26 protein-coding genes and 2 riboswitches are annotated in these 26456 nt (G+C 45.7%); of the genes, 24 read left to right on the top strand and 2 right to left on the bottom strand.

The window, feature by feature from the left end:
* The first annotated feature begins 54 nt into the window (after window positions 1-54).
* The 22 genes from CHX35_RS13935 to CHX35_RS17315 all read left to right on the top strand — a co-directional run bounded on the left by CHX35_RS13935 (window position 55) and on the right by CHX35_RS17315 (window position 21297).
* Complete coding sequence (locus tag CHX35_RS13935) at window positions 55-600, top strand: NUDIX hydrolase (RefSeq protein WP_091838359.1); 546 nt, start codon at window positions 55-57, stop codon at window positions 598-600.
* Complete coding sequence (locus CHX35_RS13930) at window positions 597-1763, top strand: endonuclease Q family protein (protein ID WP_091838358.1); 1167 nt, start codon at window positions 597-599, stop codon at window positions 1761-1763. Before CHX35_RS13935 ends, CHX35_RS13930 begins: the two co-directional genes overlap by 4 nt.
* 77 nt (window positions 1764-1840) lie before the next feature.
* The gene (gene spoIIM, locus CHX35_RS13925; protein WP_245838838.1) at window positions 1841-2491 is read left to right on the top strand and encodes a stage II sporulation protein M; all 651 of its coding nucleotides are present in this window, start codon (window positions 1841-1843) and stop codon (window positions 2489-2491) included.
* A gap of 94 nt (window positions 2492-2585) precedes the next feature.
* Window positions 2586-3065 carry a ferric iron uptake transcriptional regulator gene (fur, locus tag CHX35_RS13920; RefSeq protein ID WP_091838356.1) on the top strand — a complete coding sequence of 160 codons (480 nt, stop codon included), beginning with the start codon at window positions 2586-2588 and terminating at the stop codon, window positions 3063-3065.
* Between the two features lie 96 nt (window positions 3066-3161).
* Complete coding sequence (ald, locus tag CHX35_RS13915) at window positions 3162-4295, top strand: alanine dehydrogenase (protein ID WP_091838354.1); 1134 nt, start codon at window positions 3162-3164, stop codon at window positions 4293-4295.
* A gap of 68 nt (window positions 4296-4363) precedes the next feature.
* The gene (locus CHX35_RS13910; RefSeq protein ID WP_091838352.1) at window positions 4364-4606 is read left to right on the top strand and encodes a DUF4227 family protein; all 243 of its coding nucleotides are present in this window, start codon (window positions 4364-4366) and stop codon (window positions 4604-4606) included.
* Between the two features lie 67 nt (window positions 4607-4673).
* Window positions 4674-5858: a phosphopentomutase gene (locus CHX35_RS13905; protein WP_091838350.1), complete on the top strand. Its 1185-nt coding sequence runs from the start codon at window positions 4674-4676 to the stop codon at window positions 5856-5858.
* A 14-nt stretch (window positions 5859-5872) separates the two neighbouring features.
* Entirely contained in the window at window positions 5873-6709 is an 837-nt protein-coding gene (locus tag CHX35_RS13900; RefSeq protein ID WP_245838836.1) for a purine-nucleoside phosphorylase, read from the top strand.
* 144 nt (window positions 6710-6853) lie between these two features.
* A complete protein-coding gene (locus CHX35_RS13895) occupies window positions 6854-7684 on the top strand; it encodes a purine-nucleoside phosphorylase (protein WP_091838348.1) in 831 nt (276 codons plus the stop codon).
* Window positions 7684-9009: a pyrimidine-nucleoside phosphorylase gene (locus CHX35_RS13890; RefSeq protein WP_091838347.1), complete on the top strand. Its 1326-nt coding sequence runs from the start codon at window positions 7684-7686 to the stop codon at window positions 9007-9009. The genes CHX35_RS13895 and CHX35_RS13890 overlap by 1 nt, the downstream gene beginning before the upstream one ends.
* Before the next feature lie 146 nt (window positions 9010-9155).
* Window positions 9156-10358, top strand: coding sequence for a D-alanyl-D-alanine carboxypeptidase family protein (locus CHX35_RS13885; RefSeq protein ID WP_091838345.1), 1203 nt, complete (start codon window positions 9156-9158; stop codon window positions 10356-10358).
* Between the two features lie 136 nt (window positions 10359-10494).
* Window positions 10495-10848, top strand: a complete 354-nt coding sequence (gene spoIIAA / locus CHX35_RS13880) for an anti-sigma F factor antagonist (protein ID WP_091838343.1) — start codon at window positions 10495-10497, stop codon at window positions 10846-10848.
* A complete protein-coding gene (spoIIAB, locus tag CHX35_RS13875) occupies window positions 10845-11300 on the top strand; it encodes an anti-sigma F factor (RefSeq protein ID WP_091838342.1) in 456 nt (151 codons plus the stop codon). The genes spoIIAA and spoIIAB overlap by 4 nt, the downstream gene beginning before the upstream one ends.
* Before the next feature lie 11 nt (window positions 11301-11311).
* Complete coding sequence (gene sigF / locus CHX35_RS13870) at window positions 11312-12079, top strand: RNA polymerase sporulation sigma factor SigF (protein ID WP_091838340.1); 768 nt, start codon at window positions 11312-11314, stop codon at window positions 12077-12079.
* Window positions 12080-12172: 93 nt separating this feature from the next.
* A complete protein-coding gene (locus CHX35_RS13865; protein WP_091838338.1) occupies window positions 12173-12805 on the top strand; it encodes a stage V sporulation protein AA in 633 nt (210 codons plus the stop codon).
* Window positions 12789-13214, top strand: a complete 426-nt coding sequence (locus CHX35_RS13860; RefSeq protein ID WP_091838336.1) for a stage V sporulation protein AB — start codon at window positions 12789-12791, stop codon at window positions 13212-13214. Before CHX35_RS13865 ends, CHX35_RS13860 begins: the two co-directional genes overlap by 17 nt.
* A gap of 63 nt (window positions 13215-13277) precedes the next feature.
* A complete protein-coding gene (gene spoVAE, locus CHX35_RS13855; protein ID WP_091838334.1) occupies window positions 13278-13631 on the top strand; it encodes a stage V sporulation protein AE in 354 nt (117 codons plus the stop codon).
* 142 nt (window positions 13632-13773) lie between these two features.
* A riboswitch (Lysine riboswitch) is annotated at window positions 13774-13949 on the top strand.
* 81 nt (window positions 13950-14030) lie between these two features.
* Window positions 14031-15401, top strand: coding sequence for a diaminopimelate decarboxylase (gene lysA, locus CHX35_RS13850; RefSeq protein ID WP_091838333.1), 1371 nt, complete (start codon window positions 14031-14033; stop codon window positions 15399-15401).
* 237 nt (window positions 15402-15638) lie between these two features.
* A complete protein-coding gene (locus CHX35_RS13845; protein ID WP_176392090.1) occupies window positions 15639-16289 on the top strand; it encodes a TetR/AcrR family transcriptional regulator in 651 nt (216 codons plus the stop codon).
* A 20-nt stretch (window positions 16290-16309) separates the two neighbouring features.
* Window positions 16310-19348: an efflux RND transporter permease subunit gene (locus CHX35_RS13840; protein ID WP_091838329.1), complete on the top strand. Its 3039-nt coding sequence runs from the start codon at window positions 16310-16312 to the stop codon at window positions 19346-19348.
* Window positions 19349-19553: 205 nt separating this feature from the next.
* Complete coding sequence (locus tag CHX35_RS13835; protein ID WP_091838328.1) at window positions 19554-20480, top strand: COX15/CtaA family protein; 927 nt, start codon at window positions 19554-19556, stop codon at window positions 20478-20480.
* A 280-nt stretch (window positions 20481-20760) separates the two neighbouring features.
* Complete coding sequence (locus tag CHX35_RS17315) at window positions 20761-21297, top strand: hypothetical protein (RefSeq protein ID WP_140413626.1); 537 nt, start codon at window positions 20761-20763, stop codon at window positions 21295-21297.
* Window positions 21298-22335: 1038 nt separating this feature from the next.
* Here CHX35_RS17315 and CHX35_RS13820 read toward each other — a convergent pair.
* Together CHX35_RS13820 and CHX35_RS13815 are read right to left on the bottom strand one after the other, a co-directional pair.
* Entirely contained in the window at window positions 22336-23367 is a 1032-nt protein-coding gene (locus tag CHX35_RS13820) for a beta-propeller fold lactonase family protein (RefSeq protein ID WP_091838322.1), read from the bottom strand.
* A 334-nt stretch (window positions 23368-23701) separates the two neighbouring features.
* Window positions 23702-24085 (bottom strand): hypothetical protein, encoded by a 384-nt coding sequence (locus CHX35_RS13815; protein ID WP_091838320.1) that lies wholly within the window; start codon window positions 24083-24085, stop codon window positions 23702-23704.
* Between the two features lie 203 nt (window positions 24086-24288).
* Window positions 24289-24423: riboswitch (FMN riboswitch) on the top strand.
* A 220-nt stretch (window positions 24424-24643) separates the two neighbouring features.
* Between CHX35_RS13815 and ribD the strand changes: the two genes are divergently transcribed.
* Both ribD and ribE read left to right on the top strand, forming a co-directional pair.
* The gene (gene ribD / locus CHX35_RS13810; protein WP_245838834.1) at window positions 24644-25786 is read left to right on the top strand and encodes a bifunctional diaminohydroxyphosphoribosylaminopyrimidine deaminase/5-amino-6-(5-phosphoribosylamino)uracil reductase RibD; all 1143 of its coding nucleotides are present in this window, start codon (window positions 24644-24646) and stop codon (window positions 25784-25786) included.
* The gene (gene ribE / locus CHX35_RS13805; RefSeq protein WP_091838318.1) at window positions 25786-26418 is read left to right on the top strand and encodes a riboflavin synthase; all 633 of its coding nucleotides are present in this window, start codon (window positions 25786-25788) and stop codon (window positions 26416-26418) included. Before ribD ends, ribE begins: the two co-directional genes overlap by 1 nt.
* The last annotated feature ends 38 nt before the right edge of the window (window positions 26419-26456 follow it).

Below are 26456 nucleotides of genomic sequence, written 5' to 3'. Positions count from 1 at the left end.
GCTTATCGAGGGAGGGGTTTTTTTATACCCATTGAGCAGTGAGGAGGAAATAAAATGAGTCAGTTTGAAGAGAAGACCATTCAAAGTGAAACGATTTTTAAAGGGAAGGTGATCCACGTCCAAGTGGATACCGTTGAGCTTCCCAATGGGAATACTTCCACGCGAGAACTTGTAAAGCATGCAGGTGCTGTGGCAGTCATGGCGATCACTGAGGCGAATCGTATGGTATTGGTTCGTCAATATCGTAAGCCGCTCGAAAAAACGATCCTGGAAATCCCTGCAGGTAAATTAGAACCTGGGGAAGAGCCTGATCACTGTGCACGACGTGAAATGGAAGAAGAAACCGGCTATCATGCCGCCAGTTTAAAGCAAGTACGTGCCTTTTATACCTCACCAGGATTTGCAGATGAGATCTTATATCTCTACGAAGGAACTGGTTTGACCAGAGGGAAGGCCAACCCTGATGAAGATGAATTTGTCGAGCGCGTGGAGCTAACGTTGGATGAAGCTTTTGCAGCGATGGATGCAGGGGAGATCTGTGATGCAAAGACGGTAGCGGCTCTTTATTTGTGGAAAAATAAGGTGCTAGAAGGGCGGTGAACTTCCCACGGATTTTTGCCGACCTACATATTCATATTGGCTGGACAGCCAATGGGCTTCCTGTAAAAGTAACGGGATCACGCAAGCTCACCTTTGCCAACATTCTTCAGGAAGCGTCCCATCGGAAAGGGATGGATATGGTTGGGATTATTGATGCCCATTCACCTCCTGTCATTGCGGAGATCGAAGAGGGTATTGCCGATAGGCGTTTAAAAGAACATCAAGGTGGAGGGCTTCTCTACCAAGGGACGACAGCAATTTTAGGGACAGAAATTGAGTTGAGAGGAACTCAAGGTCTGTTCCATGTGCTTACATATGTTCCTGATTTGATGGCGATGAAGGAACTCAGTCACTTTCTCGCTCGCTATATGAAAAATCCACAGCTATCTACCCAGCGCTTTCACGGTGGGATTGATCAATTGGTTGAAAAGGTACAAAAAGTGGGGGGGATTGTTATCCCTGCTCATGTATTTACCCCTTTTAAAAGCGTGTATGGGAGTGCATGTCATCATATAACAGAGCTTTTTGAGCCAAACACCCTAGCCGGCATTGAATTAGGATTATCCTGTGATACTGCGATGGCTGATCAAATTGAAGAGTTAGCGTCATTCACATTCTTGAGTAATTCAGATGCCCATTCCCTTGGTAAAATTGGTCGTGAATATAATGAAATCGCGCTGAAAGAATCTTCCTTTAGTGAATTGAAAATGGCTTTGATGCGCCAGGATGGTCGTCAGGTGACAAAAAATTATGGCCTTGATCCTAAACTGGGGAAATATTATCGCACACGTTGCGCAAATTGCGGAAAGCGATGCGAGACAAGTGAGGTGTGCTGTGCTGTTTGTAAGAGCCCACGCATCATCAAAGGGGTATCTGATCGAATCGCAGAAATTGCTACTCCTTCAGCAGTTCCCCCCTCTCATCGCGCTCCCTATATCTATCAAGTGCCACTAGAGTTTATTCCGAAAGTTGGACCGAAAACCCTTGATAAGTTATTTACCCATTTTGGTACCGAAATGACCGTGATCCATCGAACGCCCCTGGAGGCGATTGCTCGTTTAGTCGGTGAACCGATCGCTAAACAGATTGGGCTTGCGAGAGAGAACTGCCTTGTGTTGGAGGAGGGCGGAGGTGGAGTTTATGGCCGCATTGCAAAGAAGTGAATGTAAATCTCGTAAATGAAGTCTATTTATCCAACCTCTTCATAGAAATAGAGTAATGAGTGAGGAGGGCGGATATTATGATGAAAAAACCAATGAGAGCTCGTGGTAGTGCTTGGGGTCAATCGCTCCGTCTACATGTACAGAATCAAATGTCACTGTATCTATTTGTGGCAGTACTTTTTATGATGGGTGTTATTTTTGGCGCGGTGATTGTTAATACAATGTCGCCTGTACAAAAAGAAAATCTCCTCGGTTATTTAGGACATTTCTTTCAAGGGATGAAAACCGATTCAGTGGCAGATCCACGAACGGCATTCCAACATAGCATGGGTGAACATTTCAAAACGATTGGATTGATCTGGCTGTTGGGTGTTTCTGTAGTCGGGATGCCACTGATTTTACTACTGGTGTTTCTAAAGGGCATGGTAATTGGTTTTACCGTCGGCTTTTTAGTGAATCAACTATCCTGGAAGGGCTTGGGGTTTGCTTTTACATCGGTAGTGCCCCATAATCTGTTGGTGGTTCCTGCCCTACTCGTCGTCTCTGTCAGTGGGATGGCCTTCTCGATTCTACTTGCAAAAAATCGTTTGATCCAACGGCGGGGTTCCATTTATCCGCAATTTTTATCTTATTCCGTCCTGGTGACGATGATGGCAGGGGTAATGGTTATTGCATCGCTCTTTGAAGCCTATGTATCTCCGATGCTGATGCGGGTTGCACTACCTTGATTATAATCATTATAATGTGAGAGTTTTTATCAATTAATTGACTTCACTTAATTTCCTCCCATATAATGAAAAGAGGGCAAGGGGGGGTATTGAGATGGAAGAGCGTGTGAAGCAAATCAAGCAACAATTATCCGGCCACAGCTATAAACTAACCCCCCAACGGGAAGCGACGGTCCGCGTGCTCCTGGAAAATGAACAGGATCATCTCAGTGCGGAAGATGTCTACCTGTTGGTGAAAGACAAATCACCAGAAATTGGTTTGGCAACGGTATACCGGACGCTAGAACTACTAAGTGATTTGTCGATAATTCATAAGTTAAACTTTGGCGATGGCGTTACCCGGTATGAATTTCGTGCTGAAGATGCTGAGCATCATCACCATCACTTAATCTGTCTCCATTGTGGAGCAGTGGATGAGATTACGGATGATTGGCTTGGGCCGATTGAAAAACGAGTGGAAACAGAATTTGACTTTCAAATTATTGACCATCGGTTGACGTTTCACGGGATCTGCTACCGGTGTAAAGGACAAGTTAAAGATCCTAAAAAATTGATTGGTTCCAAAGTAACGTGAGTCCCTTCCTCCAGGGATCTCGCGTTTTTTGTCGGATGGAGTATGAAGTTATGTACTCCAGTGGTATGATAGTGGATGGAAAAGGGGGAGTAGCAAGTGATCATCGGCGTTCCCAAAGAGGTTAAAAATAATGAAAATCGACTAGCGATTACACCAGCGGGCGTAGATGCGCTTGTCGCAGCAGGCCATGAAGTCCTCGTGGAGAAAGAAGCTGGGCTGGGCTCAGGTTTTACGGATGAAGCGCTTTCTTCCAATGGTGCGAAAATGGTGGATCGAGCAGAAGATGTCTGGCGTTCTGCTGAGTTAATCCTGAAAGTAAAAGAGCCGCAACCAGAAGAATATCAATATTTCCGTGAGGGACTCAATCTGTTTACTTATCTCCACTTAGCGCCAGAACCAGAACTTACTAAAGCGCTGATGGAGAAAAAAGTGACAGCGATTGCATATGAAACCGTTCAGTTAGATAATGGAGCTTTACCCCTTCTCACTCCGATGTCTGAGGTGGCCGGTCGCATGGCTGTGCAAATCGGTGCTCAATTTTTGGAGAAGCCCAAAGGTGGTAAAGGGGTCCTCTTAGGTGGTGTTCCTGGAGTTTTAGCAGGAGAGGTTGTCATCATTGGTGGGGGGGTTGTAGGGACCAATGCTGCAAAAATCGCTTTAGGTATGGGGGCAAATGTGACCCTTTTGGATTTAAACCCCGAGCGGCTCAGGCAGTTAGATGATATCTTCCATTCCCGCATCCATACGTTGATGTCGAATCCCTATAATATTGCTTGGGCGACAAAAAAAGCAGATCTTTTAATTGGAGCCGTCCTCATTCCAGGTCACAGGGCTCCTCGTTTGGTTACCGAGGAGATGGTAAAAGCGATGTCTCCTGGATCGGTGATTGTGGATGTTGCCATTGATCAAGGGGGCTCCATTGAAACGATTGATCACATTACCACCCATAGTGACCCTACCTACATCAAACATGATGTTGTGCACTATGCAGTGGCGAACATTCCTGGAGCTGTTGCACGTACCTCTACCTATGCGCTGACCAATGTGACAATTCCTTATGCCGTCATGATGGCGAACAAAGGGATAGAGCAAGCGCTTAAAGAAAATCGCCCACTTGCCCGTGGTGTCAATGTATATGGTGGCTATGTGACCTATCAGGCGGTTGCAGATGATTTAAATCTTACTTACAAACCGTTGGACGAGCTGTTAGGAGGGGCACAACAAAGCTAGTTGCCGTCATATGGAGTTACCTCCTTCCATAGGATGAGAGTATATTCCTTAGGAAGGGGACGAGTCCGATGGTTATCTCCTTACAACGGCTCGCTGGGTGGGCGAAGTTTCTCACTGCATTTGTGGTGCTAACTTTGATCCTGTATCAGGTGATTGCGTTCTTCACCCATTGGATCCAGCCATCTCATCGGTATGGTGAACCGAAGGGACGGGCGGTGAAGGTGTTTGCCCTTTATGGACAACCCGGTGAACAAATAGAAGAGGTCAGCTTTTTAGAACGACTTCGTTTATTCTATTGGTTGGGGGAGTGAGGACGACCGCCGAGGATCTTTCCTTGTGCGGCTTTTTTGTTTCTACTTTGAGATGAGGTGAACAAGTATGCAACGATTTGAACGGATTGCCATGATCGTATTGGACAGCGTCGGGATTGGAGAATTACCTGATGCGGATCGTTTTGGTGATGTTGGGGCCCATACGATGAAGCATATTGCTGAAACCCGAGGATTGAATATGCCTCATTTAGCAGCGCTTGGCTTGTCTAATATTGAGGCGATTCCCGGAAATGAACCCGCTACCTTACCAAAAGCCCATTATGGTAAGATGGCTGAAGTATCTGCCGGAAAAGATACAACCGTGGGGCACTGGGAACTGATGGGGGTACATACACACAAACCATTTAAAACGTATCCAGAAGGATTTCCTGAAGAGTTAATTCAAACGTTCTCCGAGAAAATTGGTCGAGGAGTTCTAGGGAATAAGCCTGCTTCAGGTACAGAGATCATTGATGAATATGGCGCTGAGCATATGAAGACCGGTGCGCTCATCGTCTATACATCTGCAGATAGCGTTTTTCAGATTGCTGCACATGAGGAAGTGGTTCCCCTCGAGGAGCTGTATCATATTTGCGAAGTTGCCCGGGAGTTGACACTGGATGAACGCTTCTCGGTGGTGCGGGTAATTGCTCGTCCCTTCATCGGACAACCCGGATCCTTTGAGCGAACAGCCAATCGGCGGGATTACTCCGTAGAACCTCCTCACAATACCGTGATGGATGATTTAAAAGAGACAGGACTCGATTCCATCGCCATCGGGAAGATCTCCGATATCTATGCAGGAAATGGCGTAACCCGCTCCATTAAAACCAAAGACAACATGGATGGTGTGGACAAACTCCTTGGGGTAATGAAAGCAGGTTATCACGGGCTTGCCTTTGTCAATTTGGTTGATTTTGATGCCAAATTTGGTCACCGTCGAGATCCAGAAGGGTATGGAAAGGCCTTGGAAGCATTTGATCAGCGTTTGCCAGAAATTTTGGATGCGGTGGGAGAGAAGGATCTATTAATCATTACGGCAGACCACGGGAATGACCCCACTCACCCGGGTACCGACCATACTAGGGAGTATGTACCATTATTTGTTTGGAGCCCTGGATTAAAAGAGGGGATCCACCTGGGTGTGCGGAATACATTCTCCGATATCGGAGCCACCATTGCCGATAATTTTGAGTTGCCGCAACCACGCCATGGCACCAGCTTTTTACCTGAGTTGCATTCAAAGAGATAAGAGGAGGAGATATCATGTCGTCGGATGCCATTTTGGAAAAAACAAAGCAAGCAGCGGACTTTATCCGTCAATCCGCTTCCGTTCAACCGAAGCTAGGGCTTGTTCTCGGTTCAGGTCTAGGTGTATTAGCCGATGAGATTGCCGATGCGCAAGTCGTTCCCTATGGACAAATCCCGCATTTCCCTGTATCAACGGTAGAGGGACACGCAGGACAGCTGGTTCTTGGAAAGCTGGAAGGTCAACCAGTGATTGCTTTACAGGGACGATTTCATTATTACGAAGGGTATAGTATGCAGGAACTTACTTTCCCTATTCGTGTCATGAAGGAATTGGGCGTGGAATCGTTAATTGTGACGAATGCTGCAGGTGGAATTAATAAGGGTTTTCAAGCGGGCGAATTGATGTTGCTTCGGGATCATATCAACTTTCAATCGAATAATCCGCTGATGGGTCCCAACCATTCGGAGTGGGGTGTTCGTTTCCCAGATATGTCCGAAGCCTATGACCCTGCTTATGCGCAGTTGGCTAAACGCGTTGCTGAATCCTATAATATCCCCCTTCAGGAAGGGGTCTATCTTGCTGTGACTGGACCTTCCTATGAAACCCCTGCAGAAATACGGATGTTTGGAAAGATGGGGGCAGACGCAGTCGGCATGTCGACGGTACCGGAAGTGATTGTCGCTCGGCACGCAGGGATTCGCGTATTGGGGATCTCTTGCATTTCCAATATGGGTGCAGGTATTCAAGGGCAGGCACTGGCTCATCATGAGGTGATGGAAATCGCTGAAAAGGTAAAACCTCAATTCATTCAACTGGTGAAAGGTATTGTCCAGGATATTCTTCATATCTGATGGGCAAGGTGAGAATGCGGGGGCTCCCGTGATTCTTACTACAAGGGAAGTCGTACTTATTTTATAAACGTAACCCACGAAATGGCTACACCCGATAGGTGTCTACTACATCATGAGATTAAAGTAAGGGAGATGTTCTACACAATGGCAACCACTGCATTTGAACGGATTGAAGAAGCGAAAAATTGGATTCAACAAAAAACAAACCATGTACCACAGGTTGGTCTGATCCTAGGTTCTGGCTTAGGTGATCTTGCAAATGATATAGCGGACGCAGCCGTCATTCCTTATTCCGATATTCCCCATTTCCCCGTTTCAACGGTAGAAGGGCATGCGGGTCAATTAGTGATCGGTCAACTTTCCGGAAAAACCGTTATTGCGATGCAGGGTCGTTTTCATTTTTATGAGGGATATCCCGTACAGGATGTGGTCTTTCCTGTGTATGTGATGAAAGCCCTTGGAGCTGAAATGTTAATTGCTACGAATGCTTGTGGTGGAATGAATGCCTCCTTTGCTGCGGGCGATCTAATGTTGATCGAAGATCACCTTAATATGACGGGTGCGAACCCACTGATTGGTCCCAACGATTCACGTCTTGGGGTTCGTTTCCCGGATATGTCTGAAGCCTATAATAAAGAGCTTATATCCCTAGCTGAGCAAGTTGGAGAAGCCCAGGGTCTCTCCTTGAAAAAAGGAGTTTATGCAGGCATTAGTGGCCCGACGTACATGACCCCTGCTGAGTTGATCATGTTGCGTAATTTAGGTGGCGATACAGTGGGGATGTCAACGGTCCCTGAAACGATTGTTGCAAACCATGCTGGGATGCGGGTTCTTGGCATCTCATGCATTACGGATATGGCGATTGGTGAAAATCTAGAGCCCCTCACTCATGAGCAAGTTGTGGAAGTTGCTGACCGGACACGCCCTCGTTTTATACGATTGGTGAAGGGAATCCTAGCAGAGGTATCACTCTAATGCAAACGGTAGAATTGATTCATAAAAAAAGAGATGGCAAAGAATTGACGACAGAGGAAATTCGTCATTTGGTACAAGGATATGCATCTGGAACCATTCCAGACTATCAGATGTCTGCTTGGGCGATGGCTGTTTTCTTCCAAGGAATGACCTCCCGTGAGCGTGCGGCGCTCACAATGGAAATGGTGCATTCTGGAGAGGTTGTAAACCTGGATTCGATTCAAGGGATTAAAGTGGACAAGCATAGTACAGGTGGGGTTGGAGATACCACAACCTTAGTACTTGGACCCTTAGTGGCGGCAGCGGGTGTTCCCGTGGCAAAACTATCGGGTCGTGGACTCGGTCATACTGGGGGCACGATCGATAAATTGGAGTCCTTTGAAGGTTTTTCTACTTCACTCACCACTGATGCCTTTGTCAAGCAAGTGAATGAACTCGGGGTTGCCGTGATGGGTCAAACCGCAGATTTGACCCCTGCAGATAAGCAGTTGTATGGTTTGCGAGATGTAACAGCGACGGTGGATTCGATCCCACTTATAGCAAGTTCCATCATGTCAAAAAAGATTGCTGCAGGAGCCAATGGGATTGTCCTGGATGTAAAAACGGGCAAAGGTGCTTTTATGAAGGATGAGGAGCATGCAGTTGAACTTGCCCAGGCAATGGTTGAAATCGGGTCTCATGTGGGACGGAAAACCGTGGCGATCATCAGTGATATGGAACAGCCTCTAGGGTTGGCTATTGGCAACGCATTGGAAGCAAAGGAAGCCATCGATACCTTAAAAGGGGAGGGCCCTGCGGATCTGACAGAAATCTGTCTCACCTTAGGTGCCCATATGGTTGTGATTGGTGGCAAGGCGAAGACTGCCGAGGAAGCTCGCCACCTCCTTGAGGAGAAAATTGCTGATGGATCGGCTCTTGCTAAATTCCGCGAATTTATCGAAGCCCAGGGAGGCAATGGAGGAGCGATTGATGATCCATCACAACTTGCCCAGGCTCACCACCTTATCGAGGTAAAAGCACCGGCTGCGGGTACGGTTGCTGCATTAGAAGCTGAGGAAATTGGGATTTGCGCCATGATGCTGGGAGCAGGACGAGAAACCAAGGATGCCGTGATTGATCATGCAGTGGGGATCGTCTTAGCAAAGAAAGTAGGAGACCGTGTTGAAGAAGGAGAAGTATTGGCGGTGCTCCATGCGAATGATCAGAGCAAGGTGGCGGAAGTAAAAGAACGTTTCCTAAAAGCCGTTACGCTATCCGATAAACCTTCAAGCCCTCCCCGTTTAATTCGGGCATTAGTCACCGAGCAAGGCGTAACCACATTGTAAATCGAAGGAAGCATATATGAAATCAGTTAAGAAGGTAGCCTAGTAGGGCTACCTTCTTTATTATTTAGTTTTTGATTTCCTTAGTTGGAATAATCATCCTCATCATCGCTCAGACTATGGTGTACGAAGATGGGAGGGATTACGCGATGCGATCACGTATAGGCTTGGTGACGCTCTTGATCTTTTTCTGTTGTCCTTTAGTAATGCCTTCAATGGCCTGGGCTTCTCAGGTAAGCGAGGGAGGATTGGCTCCACAATCCAAGTCTGCTTTGTTATTGGATGCAGATACAGGCACGGTGTTGTATGAGAAAAATAGCCGGGAACGACTTGCACCAGCAAGTATTACAAAGATCATGACGATGCTACTCGTCATGGAAGGATTAGATGCCCATAAAATTTCCTACGAGGATTCTGTGCGCGTGAGTGAACGGGCGGCCTCGATGGGAGGATCCCAGATCTTCCTTGAACCGGGTGAAACGATGAAGTTGAGTGAATTACTTAAAGGGGTGGCAGTAGGGAGTGCTAATGATGCTTCAGTAGCATTGGCAGAACATCTAGCTGGGACGGAAGAGGATTTCGTGGCACAAATGAATAAACGTGCCGAGCAACTCGGGATGAAGGATACGCATTTTCAAAATCCAAATGGGTTACCCGCGTCCAATCACTATAGTACCGCCCATGACATCGCGATCATGTCTCGGGAATTATTAAAACATCCCGAAATCACTCGTTTTACACGTATTTATGAAGACCATTTGCGAAAGGATTCCAAAAATCCTTTTTGGTTGGTCAATACCAATCGGCTCGTGAAGTTTTATCAAGGAATGGACGGATTAAAAACAGGCTTTACCGCTCAAGCGAAATTTTGTCTTTCAGCCACAGCGAAACGGAAAAATTTTCGGGTCATCGCTGTGGTCATGGGAGCGCCAAACGGCAAGACACGTAATCAGGAGATTACCCGCATGTTAAACTTTGCTTTTAGCCAATATACCAACCATGTGGTGTATAAACACGGCGAAAAAATTGCGACGGTTCATGTGGATAAGGGGAAGAAAAACCATATGATGATCCGGGCGCCCCATCAGTTTAGCTTAGTGATTAAAAAGGGGGAAGATCCCAAAGGGTATGTAAAACGTGTGAAGTGGAATAAATTGACGGCGCCTTTGAAAAAAGGTCAATCCCTCGGAAGCATTCTTGTCGAAAAAGGGGGCCGAGAAGTCGCACGAATGGACTTAGCTGCAGGGCAAGAGATCCCGCGGGCCAATACATGGCAATTAACCAAACGAACCTTAAAGTGGATGTTTTTCTTGCCGGAGGATGTGGAACCTTCCCAAGGGAACCCTTCCTAAATCGCTTTGACAAAATCGGGAAAGTCCTGACGGGCTTTCCCGATTTTTTGGTTCTTTTGTCAAGGAGGAGGAGACTGTCCAATGATCGTAGAACACATTAGGATCAAGTCAGTAAAGCGGAGGGGGAAGGGACTAAATGGGTCTGTATGTCGATGTGGCCCGCAGACGAAACGTGCTGATTGTCCGTTTGTCTGGGGAATTGGATCATCATACGGCTACACAAGTGCGTCATCGTCTAGAAGATGAATTATCCAAAGGGATTGATACCAATCTGGTACTCAATCTCGAGAACCTTACCTTTATGGATAGCTCAGGTCTGGGTGTTGTCCTCGGAAGATATCGTCAAATTTCCCAACTGGGAGGGAGAATGGCTGTTTGTTCGGTTCAACCATCGATTCACCGCTTGTTCGAAATGTCTGGATTATTTAAAGTATTTTCCTTTTTTGAAGATGAGGAACGTGCAATTCGAGCCTGTGGGGTGGCATCATGAGCGAAGTACATAAAAATTTTATGGAACTCTCCTTTGCGAGTCGATCAGAAAACGAATCCTTTGCCAGAGTTGCCGTCGCTTCTTTTATCTCGCAATTGGATCCGACGATGGAGGAACTGACGGATATTAAGACGGTGGTGTCTGAAGCGGTAACAAATGCGGTGATTCATGGGTACGAAGAGAAAACAGATGGTGTTATTACCATTCGTACGTGGATAGAAGGACAGAAGGTTTCCATTGAGATATCGGATCAAGGGTTGGGAATTACGAATGTGGAGGAAGCACGCCAACCTCTTTATACATCCAAGCCTGAACTCGAACGATCCGGTATGGGTTTTACAATTATGGAAAATTTCATGGATGAAGTGGCGGTGGATAGTCGAGAAGGACAGGGAACAACCATTCGATTGGTTAAGCATTTAAAAACCCATCAGCAGACCTTGCAACACTAGGGGCGGTGTCTATGGAATCCGATGTACGTAATTCCCGTCACCCCCATTTGTCAGATAAGGAAGTAAAACGATTGATTCGACAGAGTCAAGAAGGTGATGCAGCATCACGGGATCGATTGGTCAGTCATAATATCCGACTGGTATGGTCTGTCGTTCAGCGTTTTTTAAATCGGGGCTATGAGGCGGAGGATTTATTTCAAATCGGGTGTATTGGTTTGCTAAAAGCGGTGGACAAATTTGACCTAAGTTATGATGTGAAATTCTCAACCTATGCGGTACCGATGATCATTGGAGAAATTCAGCGATTTTTACGGGATGATGGGATGGTAAAGGTAAGTCGATCCCTCAAGGAGTTATCCAACCGCATTCGCAAGGCAAAGGATGATCTAACGAAGAGGTTAGGTCGTTCACCAACGGTGAATGAATTAGCGGAAGCGATGGATGTTAGTCCAGAAGAGATCGTCTTTGCCCAAGAAGCCAACCGTGCTCCCACGTCGATTCATGAAACGGTTTATGAAAATGATGGGGATCCCATTACATTGATGGACCAAATCGCCGATGAATCGCAAATGGCTTGGTTTGATAAACTCGCTCTTAAGGAAGCGATTAACCGGTTAAATGAACGGGAGCGTTTAATTGTTTACTTGCGCTTTTTCAAGGATCAGACACAATCCGAGGTTGCTGAACGGTTAGGGATTTCACAGGTTCAAGTCTCCCGCCTGGAAAAAAAGATTATCCGACGGATTCGTGATGAAATCGATGAAGAGGAAGAAATATAAAGCTTCACCCCGACTCGGGGTGAAGCTTTTTTGTATGGGAATTGATTGAGAACACATACTAAGTGAGGCAACAATGTGAAAGGGGGGCGCGATGTGGCGATCTCAAAGGTGTACGTTCAGATGAGGAAGCGCATCACAGCCGTCCCTGGCCAAGTTCTTCGTGTGAAAGATATCGCACGACTTCTCGTGGATGAAGAAGAAATAGCGTTGGAAGAACTGCCAGTCCTTCGCTATGAACAAGATCTTGGAAATCTAGCGGTTGTTGATTTAATGGATGTATTGCATGTGCTGAAGCAAGCGAAGGACCAGGTGCAAGTCGAAAGTGTGGGGCTTACTCATACCATTGTCGAGATGAAAAAAGATCGAAAAGTACCTGTGTTATTGTATGCGACGCTTGTCTGGATTCTACTTTTTATCGGTTCGGGTCTTGCCATTATGAATTTCCATGCGGATGTGAGTATGGAAGATGTTCATCAACGAATTTACTACTTGATGACGGGAATGAAAAATGCTCATCCGCTGATTATGCAAATTCCTTATTCCTTTGGAATAGGGATTGGGATGCTTTTATTTTTTAATCATCTGTTTAACCGAAAGTTTAATGAAGAACCAAGCCCCCTTGAGTTAGAGGTTTTTCTTTATCAAGAAAACATGGATCAGTTTGTAATTGATCATGAAAAAGCAAAAAAAAATGGGAAGGGATCACCTGATGAGCCTCATCGATAATGTGTTGCTTGCTTTTATTGGTTTGGCAGGGGGATTAGCCGTGGGAAGTGGCTTTGTTGCATTTCTTACTGTGTTGGATATCATACCGCGTTTAACCGTAATTACCCGCACACAACGCTACATTCGTTCTTATGAACATGCGTTGATACTCGGCGCCTTCTGTGCAACTTGGATGGATTTCCGTGGGTGGACGGTACATCTGTCCCCGATGGGGTTGATTCCCATTGGCTTAATCGAGGGATGTTTTATTGGGTTATTAGCTGCTGCATTAACGGAAGTGATTAATGTTTTACCGATTCTTGCAAAGCGAATTCGCTTACAGGATCATGTGAAATTTCTTCTAATGGCGATGGTTTTTGGCAAGGTCATCGGGTCATTGTTCCAATGGGTATTATTTACGGTTCATTAAAAGTATCTGGGAGGCTTAAACACATGAAACCTTCGTTGATTCATGAAAGAGGGAGGAAGGAAGATGGGGTCATTTTTAACAGCGTTTATTATCGGGGGCCTGATCTGTGTCATCGGACAAATACTTTTGGATTTGACGCCCTTGACCCCCGCCCATGTTCTGAGTGGGATGGTCGTCTTCGGGGCCATTCTTTCTGGTTTTGATCTTTATCAACCATTAATTGAGTTTGCGGGGGCAGGCGCTACCGTTCCAATCACCAGTTTTGGTCACTCCCTTGTGAAGGGCGCTTTACAAGAAGCGAGAACAGATGGCTTGATTGGTGTTTTATCAGGTATTTTTGAAGTGACCAGTGCGGGTATTTCTTCCGCGATTATTTTTGGCTTTTTTACAGCGGTCATTTTTCGGCCGAAGGGATGAGAATCCCTTCGGTTTCTTTGTTTTGAACAACAAGCAGTCATGTTTGTGAAAAATTGCAAGTGCAATCTGGGTAAATTTCCCTTGGCAGAACGATGAAGAATATGTTATCCTCCAAGGAACGAAAACCAAATAAGACCGGCTCTGAATGAGTAGAGGAGCGAGGACGCATTAGTATTTTTCCGGAGAAAGGCATCGATGATGGAAAGAGAAAGGGTGTCTCGCCGAAGCGTAAGTGAATGCCATATTCACTATGCTGATCCCTTGTGTAAATAACCTGGGGATTGCCGTAGCAGATTGTTACGGAGAGCTACCGTCAGGAGGATGGCGTTCTAGGCAACAGACGCATATTCGTCCGTTGCTTTTTTATATGCAAAAAAAAGGGAGAAAGGAGACGCGATCATGTACTTACATGGCACAAGTCGGATCAATGAACAAGGTCATTTAGAAATTGGAGGGTGTGACACGGTCAAGCTGGCCGAACAATACGGTACCCCTCTATACATGGTGGATGAAGCTCACATTCGAAACCGGATGCGTCAATTTGTCGATGCATTTGAGCAAACGTGCCTTTCTTATCAAGTGGCTTATGCAAGTAAAGCCTTTAGTACACTGGCGATGTGCCGAATTGTAGATGAGGAAGGTCTCCTTTTAGATGTGGTATCGGATGGAGAACTGTATACGGCTTTACAAGCAGGCTTTCCACCTGAGCGGATATATTTCCATGGTAATAATAAAACCCTGGCAGAACTGGACATGGCGTTAGCCGCAGGGGTGGGGCTGTTTGTCGTTGATAATTTTACAGAATTGACTCGGTTAGATCGGATGGCAACCGAGCAAGAAAGTAAAGCTCGCATTCTACTTCGAACAACACCAGGAGTTGAAGCCCATACCCATGATTACATCCAGACGGGACAGGAAGATTCAAAGTTTGGTTTTGATTATCAAAGTGGTCAGGTGATAGAAGCCGTTCAATACGCTCTCTCTTCAAGTGGGTTAGAACTTCTCGGTTTCCACTGTCATATTGGAAGTCAGATCTTTGAAACGGAGGGTTTCTCCCTCGCGATTGGAAAGATGGCGGATCTATGTAAGGAGTGTTTAGAATCCCTCGGTTTTCAAACGACCATTCTAAATCTCGGTGGTGGTTTTGGTATCCGATACAATGATCAGGACCAACCTCTTCCCGTATCCAACTATGTGCAAGCGATTGAAGATGGTGTGAGGAAAGGATTTCAAGGAAGGGAAATTCCGGAGATTTGGGTGGAGCCCGGCCGTAGTATCGTGGGTGAAGCAGGTACCACCTTATATACGGTGGGAACGATGAAAGAAGTGCCTGGGGTGCGCAAATATATTGCAGTCGATGGAGGCATGAATGATAACCCACGTACGGCACTCTATCAAGCGAGCTATGAAGCCATGTTGGCTAACCGCGGTGCAGAGCCGCCTACTGAGACGGTATCGATTGCTGGAAAGCTATGTGAAAGTGGCGATATGTTGATTTGGGATGCAACGCTCCCAAATGTGAAGGATGGGGATTTACTTGCGGTGAGTTGTACCGGTGCATACAACTACTCCATGTCCAATAACTATAACCGTGTACGTCGCCCTGCTGTTGTCTTTCTCTATGAAGGAAAATCGGATCTTGTTGTGCGTCGCGAAAGTTTGCTGGATCTTTTGCAAAATGATCAATTGCCCGATCGGTTAAAGAAGGGCCAAGCCCCACATCATCAACCGAATCCGATTTTAGAAGTGGAAGGAACAGGTTCGGAATAACCCGATCGATGTCCAACCATACATGAAAAAGCCCGATAGCTACACCAAGAAATGCTTCGCGATGTTGGCGACAAGTTAGGTGAATAGCGGGGGCTTTTTTATTGTGACTTCACGTAGAAATTGTAGTGATAGTAAAAATTGATTGACCAATGGGTCAATCCGACATACAATAACATTGACCACTCGGTCAATGTTATTGGTAATCGATTGCAAGCGATGATAAGGGGAGGCTTCTCTGTGCCAGATGTAACGAATATGCCGTCAGATAAGCGTGAAGCGGTACTTCAGGCGGCGATTAATGAATTTTCGGAACGGGGGTATGAACAGGGGTCAACCAACCGAATTATTCAGCAATCGGGGATATCGAAGGGGCTGTTATTTCATTACTTAGGTAGTAAAAAGAATGTCTACCTTTTTGCGTTAGATCATTGCCTGCAATACTATGTAGACTATGTCTATGCCAAGATGGTGAATCTATCTCCGGATATAATGGATCGGATCATGCAGATTAGTTTGTTAAAGATACGCATGTGTACAACGACTCCACAAATGTATCGGATGGTGGTATCCGCATGGGTGGATACTCCTCCAGAACTTCAGGAAGAGGTTGCGACGCGTCAAGCGAAGCTTGCGGAGGAGCACTTTCCACGTTTAATGGTTGAAGGGATCGATTTTACGCGTTTTCGAAAAGGACTGGATGTACAAAAAGCGATTGAACTTCTTTACTCGATGTTAGAGATGATCTCCAATAAACTAATGGATCGTTATGCGAAAGAGGAAGACCGCGGATTAAGTAAGTTGGACGATATGAATGAAGAGTTGAAACAATACCTTGAAGTTCTTCGGTATGGATTGTATGAACAGAAAGAGAACAAGCGTGACGAGTAAATTAGGAAGGGACGAGTGGGATGTCATTCTTAACTCGATTTAGCCTGAGAAATGTCACAGCAGTGATTATTCTGGCTTTGATGGTAACGATGGGTGGGGTTTATGCAACCACAAAGTATAACGAAGAAGCGATGCCAGATATTTCGATCCCGTATTTATTTGTCTCGGATGTGAATCCAGGGGCATCACCTCGGGAGATGCAGACGGAAGTGACCCTTCCTCTCGAGAAGGCATTAAAAAACGTGGATGGCGTAAAAGCGATTTATTCCGACTCTTCTGCGAATGTTTCGAGTCTTCGTCTCGAATTTGACTTTGGAGAAGATATGGGTGAGTTGAAATCACGGGTGGAAGAGGCCTTGTCTGGGGTAACACTCCCCCCTGAAGCAGAAAAGCCCAAGGTGAATCAAATCACGACGGATTCACAACCCATTATTTATAGTGCGGTTACCGCAAAAGATGGGAAAACGTTAGCGGATCTTCAATCCCTGGTAAATGATCGAATTGTGCCTACGTTAAAAGGGGTCGATGGAGTAGGCAATGTGCAAGTGATTGGGGCACTACCGGAGGATGTAGTGATCGAGCCGAATCTCACACGCTTAAAGGAGAAAAAAATCCCCCTTGCACAATTTATTCAAACCTTAAAAGGTTCCAATATTGATTTGCCAGCTGGCCAGCTGAAGGATCATGGGCAGGAAAAGCCTGTGCAAATTAAGGGTAGAGCAGCGTCGATTGACCAATTAAAAAAACAAGTGATTTCACCTGTCGGAAAAGTGGCGTTACAAGATGTAGCGAAAGTGACTGTGGGTTCCGGTGAAATCGAATCCCTGACACGGATTCAAGGCAAACCCAGTATTGCGATCAATGTTACGAAAAATAACGATGCCAATGCAGTGGATGTCGCCGATAAGGTGAAAAAAGAGATTGCAGACTACACGAAACATACCGATGGGATCTCCTTCAATGTAATCTATGATCAGTCAAAGGAAATTAAAAAATCGGTTAATGGGATGGCACGAGAAGCCGGTCTCGGGGCACTGTTTGCGAGCCTATTAATTCTTTTGTTCTTACGAAATATCCGAGCGACCCTGATTGCGATTGTGACGATCCCCCTCTCGATATTTCTTGCATTGGCTTTGTTAAAATACATGGTTCCTGAATTAACACTCAATATTATGACCCTTGGTGGGATTGCCATTGCGGTGGGACGCGTGATTGACGATAGTATTGTGGTGATCGAAAATATCGTTCGTCGCTTGCAAAATGAAAAGGTGACAAAGGAGATCATTGCTGATGCGACCAAGGAAGTGGGAATCGCCATTGCTGCTTCCACTTTAACAACGGTTGCCGTCTTTGCTCCATTGGGTCTAGTGGGTGGGTTGATCGGGCAAATTACCACGCCATTTGCCTTGATGGTCGTTTGTTCCCTACTCGCCTCCCTTTTGATTGCAGTCACGGTCGTACCAGCCCTTGCTTATCTGTTGATGCGTCGCGCAACTCCCAAAACGAAGAAGGAAATGTGGGTGAGCAATGGCTACCACAAAGCATTAAAGTGGACGCTGAATCACAAGGTGATTACCCTCATTTTAGCGACCCTTTTGTTTTTAGGAAGTTTGCCTTTGGCTGGTTTAAATGGCTTTACTTTTATGCCCGAACAAGAAGAGAAGTACCTCATTCTCAATTTAAAAATGCCCCATGGCACCGATTTTGAGCAATTGAAAAAAGAAGCATTACAACTGGATCAAGCGCTACGTAAAGATAAAGACGTAGAACTTTCTCAGGTCATGATCGGTTCCCCAAAGGGTGAGCTCGACGTATTTTCGATGTCAACGGAGGGGGCAAAGGCCAATTGGTTGGTGAAATTGCATTCGGATGCCGATACAAAAGCATGCATGAAGCGTTTGAAAAAGAACGTAAAACCAACAGACGATCGGGCACGCTTTATTGTGCAGGATCAGGAGAGTACCTCAGGCGCTGCTGCTCCCATTCAAATTACGGTCACAGGTCAATCAGATAAAAGCATTGCTGAAGCAACCAATCAGGTAACGGATGCCGTGAAAAAAGTAGACGGTACCGATAATGTGGATAATACCCTGGTATCGCTAATGGATGGAATTGATGTGCAAATCCGTGATGAGGATGCCTTAAAGTATGGACTAACAACGGCACAGGTATCCAATTTCATCCGTCCTTACTTAGCTGGGGAGGAGGTAGGAAAGGTCGGTTCAAAGGGGGACTTTCAGCCGATTAAACTGAAACTTGCCGCCAAAGACATGAATCGCATAGACGATCTCAAAGAGTTAGAAATTTCGACCCCTATGGGAAGAGATATCAAACTAAAAGCGATTGCTGATGTGAAAAAAGTGCACTACCCAGCGGTACTGCAACTGCGGAATGGTGAGAAATATGCAACGATCTCTGGCGATATTGTAAAAGAAAATACAGGGGGTGTCCTACTGGACATTCAAGCCAAGTTAAAGGATTTGGATCTTGCAGAGGATGTGGATGTTTCATTAGGTGGGAGTAATGATCAGATTAACGAATCCTTTAAGGATCTGGGAATTGCCATCCTACTTGCCATCGGTTTGGTGTACATTGTCATGATGATTGCCTTTGGTGAAGGGCGTGCACCCTTTGCAATTCTATTCTCGCTTCCCTTTGCTGTCACGGGGGCATTGTTGGGGAATTATATCACAGGGCAACCGATATCCTCAGCGAGTTTTATCGGAATGTTAATGTTGGTGGGAATTGTGGTTACCAACGCCATTGTTTTAGTGGATCGGATTCAACAACAGGTGAGAAGTGGGTCGACCATTCGGGAGGCGATTTTAGAAGCGGGAAGAACACGCCTTCGACCTGTATTAATTACGGCCATTACCACCATATGTTCCCTGTTACCACTCGCGGTAGGGGTGGGTGAAGGTGCGATTGTTTCCAAGGGATTGGCAGTGGTGGTGATTGGTGGATTAATCACTTCAACGGTACTCACCTTGGTCATTGTGCCGATTGTGTACGAATTACTACATCGTAAGGAGCGAAAAGCAGAAATGAAACGCGCGTAGGTTCATCGACAACCGACGAAGCATGCCACAGTGAAAAAAAATGAAAGTCCCTGATGTCTGGAAGGCGTTACTTTCCACGATGCTCAGGGACTTTTTCTGTGGAACTATGGAGAAATTGTGCCTTTTATCGATGGATGCCTGGGTTTAGCAAAGCCTATGGTAAGATGATACTGGAATGGATTGATTCAAAAGGAGAAATGGCGATATGAAACAACTACTTCGCATACTAGCTGTTTTTGCCGCAGTAGGGAACTTTATTATTCTCATTCAGGGAGCCGTCGTGACAAAAACAGGTTCTGGAGAGGGTTGTGGGAACACCTGGCCCTTCTGCCATGGGGAGGTATTTCCCACCTATCAAACGCTGGAATTATGGATTGAATATAGTCATCGCATTGTATCGGGTATGATTGGATTGATCGTCGTCGTTCTCACGATTTTAGCTTGGCTTACCTATCGCAAACATGGAAGCGTCAAATTGTTTGCGTCAGCCAGTTTGTTTTTCATTCTTCTACAAGGGTTAATGGGAGCCGCAGCGGTAATTTGGAGTCAATCTGAGGCGGTACTTGCGCTTCATTTTGGATTGTCCTTATTATCCTTTGCTTCTTCGACGCTTCTCTGTATTGTCCTCTTCCAATTAAAGCGGTCAGGAGAGACGGCGGTAGAAGAAAAGGCAGATGTGTCACAAGGCTTGAAAATGGGGATTTGGGGGCTTGCTGTTTATACCTATGTCGTTGTATACACAGGTGCCTACGTACGGCATATGGGTGCAAGCCTAGGTTGTTCACAATGGCCACTTTGTGGAGGGGCTTGGGTTCCTGATATGAGTACACCCCAAGGCATTCATCTCATGCACCGCCTCTTTGCGGGGGTTCTTTTCTTCCTCGTGCTTGGTCTATTGTTTGTGATTTATAAGGGGTATCCCACACGTAGGGATTTGAAGCGAGGGGCCTGGTTTGCTTTTACCCTCGTTCTTGCCCAGGTATTTACAGGGGGACTGATTGTACTTACGCAATTGGAATTGTTGATTGCTCTTCTACACACCACACTGATCGCCGCGTTTTTTGCATCCCTATGCTACTTGGCCATGCAAGTGGGCTTGCCTTGGAAGCGGAAGGATATGATTAACCGTTGATCGTTAATCGATCGGTGAAATTCAATATCAAGAGTTTAATATCAAATAACAGCCACCGTCGGTGGCTGTTATTTAATGTAGTGAGATTTAAGAAGGCTTGTCAGTTATGGGAATGAGAACGCCCTGTCCACATCCGTATAGTTCCGGTCAAACAAAGGAGAAGAGGATAACCCCTTCATGGTAAAGGAAGGTTGCTATGAATCTATGCTTTCGGACCCTTTCATTCACACAGACCAATAAAGAAGGTGATTCGTATCATAAAAGAGGAAGGAGTGGTTTTTTGAATATTCGAGAGATACAAAAAATACTGCGCATGGATCGAAGTGAACGAAAGAAATATGGGGTTAGTGTGGAGACAAAACGACTGGATCGCACCCCCGATGTCAAAGCTTCGCAACGTATGCGATGTTGTGAAACAAGTGAAATTGATCAGGGATGTACTTGTACAGGAACCAATCGGGTCACCTGTTTTTGCACTTGTGATTTTGATTCCCCCCAGGTCGGATGTAGTTGTGCCCAGCTATGTGGGGTTAATCCACGATCCATGATTATTGTCAATGCGGATGTCTCTACCATCTCGTTTACGAGAAGACAATCGCGGTATTTTCTATTTCCTGCGAGTCTTACACAGTTCACCGTTGTAAGAAAATCAATGGGTGTAACTCCGAGAATTTCTCTTTCGACCTTTGTAACCAGGAGAACAAACCCGAACCAACAACAGGCATTTCTTTTTACACCCCGATTAGCACGAAGGATTCTTTTCCCGACCCCCACCAGTGGACTGAGATTAGTACCATTCACTCCCATTCGCGGTTAATTTGGAGGCATAGGAAAAATAGCGCCGAATCAAAGGGCGCTATTTTTGTTACGAGGCCCATCATTCTCCTCAAGGTCACGATCAGCTTAAGTGAGGTGGGTAGATACCATGATAACTGTTAAATCATCAACGTCTAGCAATCCAATTCTTTGGTTCCTCTCGATGGGAAGACCCATAACAAACGATCGATTAACCAGTAGGATGAGGAGAAGATAAGGGCTATCAGATAAATGGAATAATGTCCATATGGATAGAGAAACTCAATGTCTAATTGACCGGTTAATATCAGTACGATAGGTGGGAAAGCGAGAGCTCCGATCCAACATAAAAAGAACGTATATAACAGATGGTTATTTGTATAATGTTCAGCAAAGTAAGAGACTCCACTACCGTATATTAAATAGATTGGAAGGACAAGATTAATACAAAACAAGATCGAAGATTGTACATCATTATGGAGAAGGATCGATAAAGTAAGAAAAACAAGCGAACAAATGATACTGGTAATCACCTTTCTCCCAATAATATTCACGTAAACGAAACCCCTTTCAATTTCAATGGCAGAGCCTCTTTTGCCCCTCGCGCACCTCCTTTTACTTCCCTAATAAGGAGTCATTAGGTCTGATCGATCAGATGTTATCCTTTCAATAAAAGTATAACTACGATTAATAAATTCACAAGATAATTATACGATATCTGGCGTATATTGAAAATGTGATAAGGGAGGTTTATTTCTTTTGCCTAAAATATAATGATTTAAACTGATTAGTTGCGTAAGAATTAACTATCATTTTCTAAGAAGGTAATAATCAGTGAGTATCAAATGGAGTAGGAATCCACCCATCGGGTGGCTGTTGATCCATGTTCGTGAGAAGGAATAGCCAATCATCTTTTTGGAGTGTAAATCCATGACAGAGAGTTTTCTCGTTCCCATTATCGCCTTGATCGACTCATATGCTGGTTAATCAACATGCCTGTCATTGCTTATGTAAAACTCCCCCGGTTTGGGGCAGCTACTCAACTGGCTTTACAGGTCGTTTAGAGTGGGCTAACCCGTATCAGAGACAAGGTGTCCCCCCTTGAGTTCGATACATATGCCTGCGTTCCATTATTAAAAAATTTAATATCGGACGGCCCTCTGCCTACACGAATTCTTCTGGTTAAGGTGTTGTCACGGGTGCGAATGACTGCCACTGTCCTCCCACCATAATTGGGTACATAGACATGACCACCATTTTCAGAAATTGCAAATCCCCTGGGTCCTCGCCCCACAATGATGGTTTTGATCACGCGATTGTCTAATGCACGAATCACCGACACCGTATTCTCCCCGGAATTGGAAACATACACATAGCGATTATTTCGTGTAACGACGCTAGCATAGGGTTCATTACCTACCGCAATCGTTTTAATCACAACATTATCAAGGGTTCGGATAACCGATACCGTCCCTTCCGTTTTATTCGTAACATAGGCACGCAATCCATTTGGAGCAACAAACACATTCCCTGGACCCGCACCCACTAAAATCGTTTTGATTACCTGATCATCGCGAGTACGAATCACCGAAACCGTATTGCTATCAAAATTAGGAACATAAAGGCGTCGTTGCAGAGGAGTAAAATCCATATTTATAGGTGTTTTTCCTACACGGATTCGCTTGATAACAGTATTATCCGATGTGCGAATCACAGCTACCGTACGCCCACCTAAATTACCGATATAAATTTTTTTTCCGTTTTTAGCAACCTCAATATCTACTGGGTTTCTTCCTACTCGAAGTGTTTTTACGACTTTATTGTTACTAGTCCGAATCACGGATACCGTATTCTCACCATAATGTCCAACATAGAGGAACTGATCATCCACCGAAAGTTCAGCATCCAAGGGACTCTTTCCCACTGGAATGGTATCAATCACGGCTGAATCACGAATACGAATCACCGATACCGTATCACTTTGTTGGTTAGCTACATAAGCACGACGTTCATCTTTTGTTATGGCAATTTCACTGGGTCCTCTTCCTACTTTAATGGTTTTAATCGCATTCACTTTTAAAAGAGAAGACATACACCTATTCTCCTTAAGATAGAATTAAACTATTATATGGTGTTTCTCTTGTAATGACACTGGTAGAGGACTCGCTATTTTTTAAATAGGTATGAGTAATTAAGTTTATCTTTGCATGCAAATGCATATGTTTACGCAGGGAGTGAAGAGAATCAAAGATCATCAAGGGTCAATCGGCTAGAAGATGGGCGGTGCATTAATCTCATATAAATTGGAGCAGGGAAGTAGTCTGGAACCGTATGGGTTTCTTGAAAAGGCAGAGCGTATGAATGCCCACATAGGTCAGGCTATATTGAATAAAAGAAAGCCACTCGATGGGTGGCTTGTGGTCAATTTAATAAGGGTAATTCCCTAATTTCAAGTTGTATCCATCGGTAGTGCCATTGGGGCTGGTAACAAACAAAGTATGATTGGATGGAATGGTTTTGCTAAGAGGAAAGAAGTTCGTAACGGTGATTCGATCACCACTCCCATTGTTTTTAATATTGACGAAGGTAATTTGCGTTCGTTCACTGGCGGTGAATAGATAAAGCACGGGGATGGTTAAGCCGCGAATGGGTAAAAAATTAATGTTATACAGCGTTAATTGTAGTGGGCGTTGATTGAGTAATCCCCTCGGTAATTGCGCGATGACATCGGCAGGGCATACAGGGTGTTTTGCGGTAAATCGATAGGTGATGGGGACGCCTCGCACTAAATTTCGATATTGATTTTTCATCGGTTCCTCCTACTTATTCTCTATCATTCATTTTGTCATAGAATATGCAGTTGGGTGTGATTAGCTTGGATGAGGATGGATTTAATGAAAAAAGGGCATCTTGTCTTAAATTAAATGAAGAGTATCCTCATAGACACGATACTTTGGGTGCTATATAATATTGGAATATAGATGACCATGGAATGAGTTGCCGTGTGTCTCTGTTAATCCTTCGGGGCAGGGTGAAATTCCCTACCGGCGGTGATGGTCGCAAGACCTCAGTCCGTGACCCGCGTAAAGCGGTGGACCTGGTGCAAATCCGGGACCGACAGTAACAGTCTGGATGGGAGAAGGATGAGCAGGACAGATGCAAGATGCCTGATCATGACCTGGCGAGGTAGAGAAAACGGGCGGAAATGGCCCGGTTTATTTCCTGTGGAATCAAAGGTTCTTCCTCCTCCGGTCGTGTGGGAGTACAAGACATTGTCCCGTGTGACAAGGTCTCTCCTGCTATGCTTTTTCAGGCGGCGTCTTTCTTGTCTGATCCAACCAAGCCCCCGAATCCCGGGGCTTTTTTTATTGAAGTTAAAGAAGGGGCGTGAGGCGTGGGTGAGGGATCGTGATGAAGAATGGATGCGCTTGGCCTTAACTTTCGCACAATCGGCCCAAGGACAAACGTCACCCAATCCGATGGTGGGTGCGGTCGCCGTAAAAGAGGGGCGCATGATCGGATTGGGTGCACATTTGCAAGCAGGAACACCCCATGCGGAGGTTCATGCGTTAGCGATGGCAGGTGCTGAAGCAGAGGGTAGTACGTTATATGTGACCTTAGAGCCATGTAATCACTTTGGGCGCACGCCTCCTTGTACAGAGAAAACAATTGCCTCTGGTGTCAAACGGGTCGTCATCGGTTGTATCGATCCAGACCATCGTGTGGCAGGCGAAGGGGTTAACCGTCTGCGTGAGGCAGGGATTGAGGTGGTTGTAGGGATACTCGAGGCGGCGTGTCTTCAGCTGAATGAAGCGTATTTCCATCATCGGAAAACCGGCCTTCCCTTTGTCACTTTGAAAACCGCTGTCACGTTGGATGGAAAGATTGCAACAGCGACTGGTGACAGTCGCTGGGTAACAGGGGAGGCCGCTCGCGCTGAGGTGCACCGACTTCGTCATATCCACGATGCGGTGTTAGTGGGATCGGGTACAGTATTAGCGGATCGCCCTCAGTTGACGACTCGACTTGCTGGAGGGGGCATTCATCCCCTGCGTGTGGTGATTGATAGCCAATTACGCCTTCCTTTGGATACGCCACTAAGTGATGTGTCTGTGGCGCCCACTTGGGTGTTTTGCACCGAAGAAGCCGATAGAAAACGGGAACAGGAGCTTGTAAAACAAGGACTGCGTGTGTTTCGAATGGGAGAAGAAGAGGTAGATTTATCCCGTGTATTTAAAACATTAGGGTATGAAGGGATCCTCTCAGTTCTAACGGAATGTGGTGGTGAACTCAATGCCTCGCTACTTCGGGGCAACCATGTTACCGAAGTAAAGGTCTTTATGGCGCCAAAGCTTTTGGGTGGGAAAGAAAGTGCTACTGCTGTATCCGGAGAGAATCCTTTGAAGATGGCGGAAGCGATCCATCTTACAGACGTCAAGGTTGAGCCGTTTGGTGAGGACTTATGTATTACTGGAAAGCCACTTCACGAGGAGAAGGGAGCGAACCACTGATGTTTACCGGCTTGGTAGAAGAAGTTGGAACAATTCGCATGCTCGACCGGAAAGGGATGGCCATGCGGTTGTCAGTCGAAGCAGAGAGCGTGCTTAAAGGGGTGGCGATAGGCGATAGCATTGCCGTCAATGGTGTCTGTCTAACGGTCACTGATTTTGCTTCGGATCGATTTGCCGTGGATGTCATGCCAGAAACGATGAAACATTCCAACCTCGGTCAATTGAGTCCAGGAGCGACTGTCAACCTGGAACGTGCATTAGCTGTGGGAGATCGTTTAGGAGGCCATTTTGTACAGGGCCATGTGGATGGTGTTGGCAAGATTCGCTCCCGCAAACCGGTGGAAAATGCAGTTCTCTTTCACATCCAGGTTCCAAGAGACTTAACGCGTACGATGGTGGAGAAAGGTTCAGTCACAGTGAACGGGATCAGTCTAACCCTCGTGACAGTGGAAAAGGAAGCGTTTACGGTATCCATCATTCCCCATACCCTTGAACATACCCAGTTACGGGATGCGAAACCAGGTGATGTGGTAAACATCGAAACGGATATGCTGGGTAAAGTCGTTGCGAAGTTGATGGGTGAAAATAACCACAAAATGACCGCAGAAAGCCTCTCCGACTTTGGGTTTTGAGCATGGAAGGGAGGTCTATTAAGCCATCAGGAGGGACT

The organism is Marininema halotolerans (genome assembly GCF_900116235.1).
Classification (GTDB): domain Bacteria; phylum Bacillota; class Bacilli; order Thermoactinomycetales; family DSM-45169; genus Marininema; species Marininema halotolerans.
This window is presented reverse-complemented; position numbering and strand designations above follow the sequence as displayed.

Excerpts from the sequence above, each read along its gene's own strand:
- CHX35_RS13935 (WP_091838359.1), top strand. The coding sequence starts at position 55 with ATGAGTCAGTTTGAAGAGAAGACCATTCAAAGTGAAACGATTTTTAAA.
- spoIIM (WP_245838838.1), top strand. The coding sequence starts at position 1,841 with ATGATGAAAAAACCAATGAGAGCTCGTGGTAGTGCTTGGGGTCAATCG.
- fur (WP_091838356.1), top strand. The coding sequence starts at position 2,586 with ATGGAAGAGCGTGTGAAGCAAATCAAGCAACAATTATCCGGCCACAGC.
- CHX35_RS13910 (WP_091838352.1), top strand. The coding sequence starts at position 4,364 with ATGGTTATCTCCTTACAACGGCTCGCTGGGTGGGCGAAGTTTCTCACT.
- CHX35_RS13905 (WP_091838350.1), top strand. The coding sequence starts at position 4,674 with ATGCAACGATTTGAACGGATTGCCATGATCGTATTGGACAGCGTCGGG.
- CHX35_RS13900 (WP_245838836.1), top strand. The coding sequence starts at position 5,873 with ATGTCGTCGGATGCCATTTTGGAAAAAACAAAGCAAGCAGCGGACTTT.
- CHX35_RS13895 (WP_091838348.1), top strand. The coding sequence starts at position 6,854 with ATGGCAACCACTGCATTTGAACGGATTGAAGAAGCGAAAAATTGGATT.
- CHX35_RS13890 (WP_091838347.1), top strand. The coding sequence starts at position 7,684 with ATGCAAACGGTAGAATTGATTCATAAAAAAAGAGATGGCAAAGAATTG.
- CHX35_RS13885 (WP_091838345.1), top strand. The coding sequence starts at position 9,156 with ATGCGATCACGTATAGGCTTGGTGACGCTCTTGATCTTTTTCTGTTGT.
- spoIIAA (WP_091838343.1), top strand. The coding sequence starts at position 10,495 with ATGGGTCTGTATGTCGATGTGGCCCGCAGACGAAACGTGCTGATTGTC.
- spoIIAB (WP_091838342.1), top strand. The coding sequence starts at position 10,845 with ATGAGCGAAGTACATAAAAATTTTATGGAACTCTCCTTTGCGAGTCGA.
- sigF (WP_091838340.1), top strand. The coding sequence starts at position 11,312 with ATGGAATCCGATGTACGTAATTCCCGTCACCCCCATTTGTCAGATAAG.
- CHX35_RS13860 (WP_091838336.1), top strand. The coding sequence starts at position 12,789 with ATGAGCCTCATCGATAATGTGTTGCTTGCTTTTATTGGTTTGGCAGGG.
- spoVAE (WP_091838334.1), top strand. The coding sequence starts at position 13,278 with ATGGGGTCATTTTTAACAGCGTTTATTATCGGGGGCCTGATCTGTGTC.
- lysA (WP_091838333.1), top strand. The coding sequence starts at position 14,031 with ATGTACTTACATGGCACAAGTCGGATCAATGAACAAGGTCATTTAGAA.
- CHX35_RS13840 (WP_091838329.1), top strand. The coding sequence starts at position 16,310 with ATGTCATTCTTAACTCGATTTAGCCTGAGAAATGTCACAGCAGTGATT.
- CHX35_RS13835 (WP_091838328.1), top strand. The coding sequence starts at position 19,554 with ATGAAACAACTACTTCGCATACTAGCTGTTTTTGCCGCAGTAGGGAAC.
- CHX35_RS13820 (WP_091838322.1), bottom strand. The coding sequence starts at position 23,367 with ATGTCTTCTCTTTTAAAAGTGAATGCGATTAAAACCATTAAAGTAGGA.
- CHX35_RS13815 (WP_091838320.1), bottom strand. The coding sequence starts at position 24,085 with ATGAAAAATCAATATCGAAATTTAGTGCGAGGCGTCCCCATCACCTAT.
- ribE (WP_091838318.1), top strand. The coding sequence starts at position 25,786 with ATGTTTACCGGCTTGGTAGAAGAAGTTGGAACAATTCGCATGCTCGAC.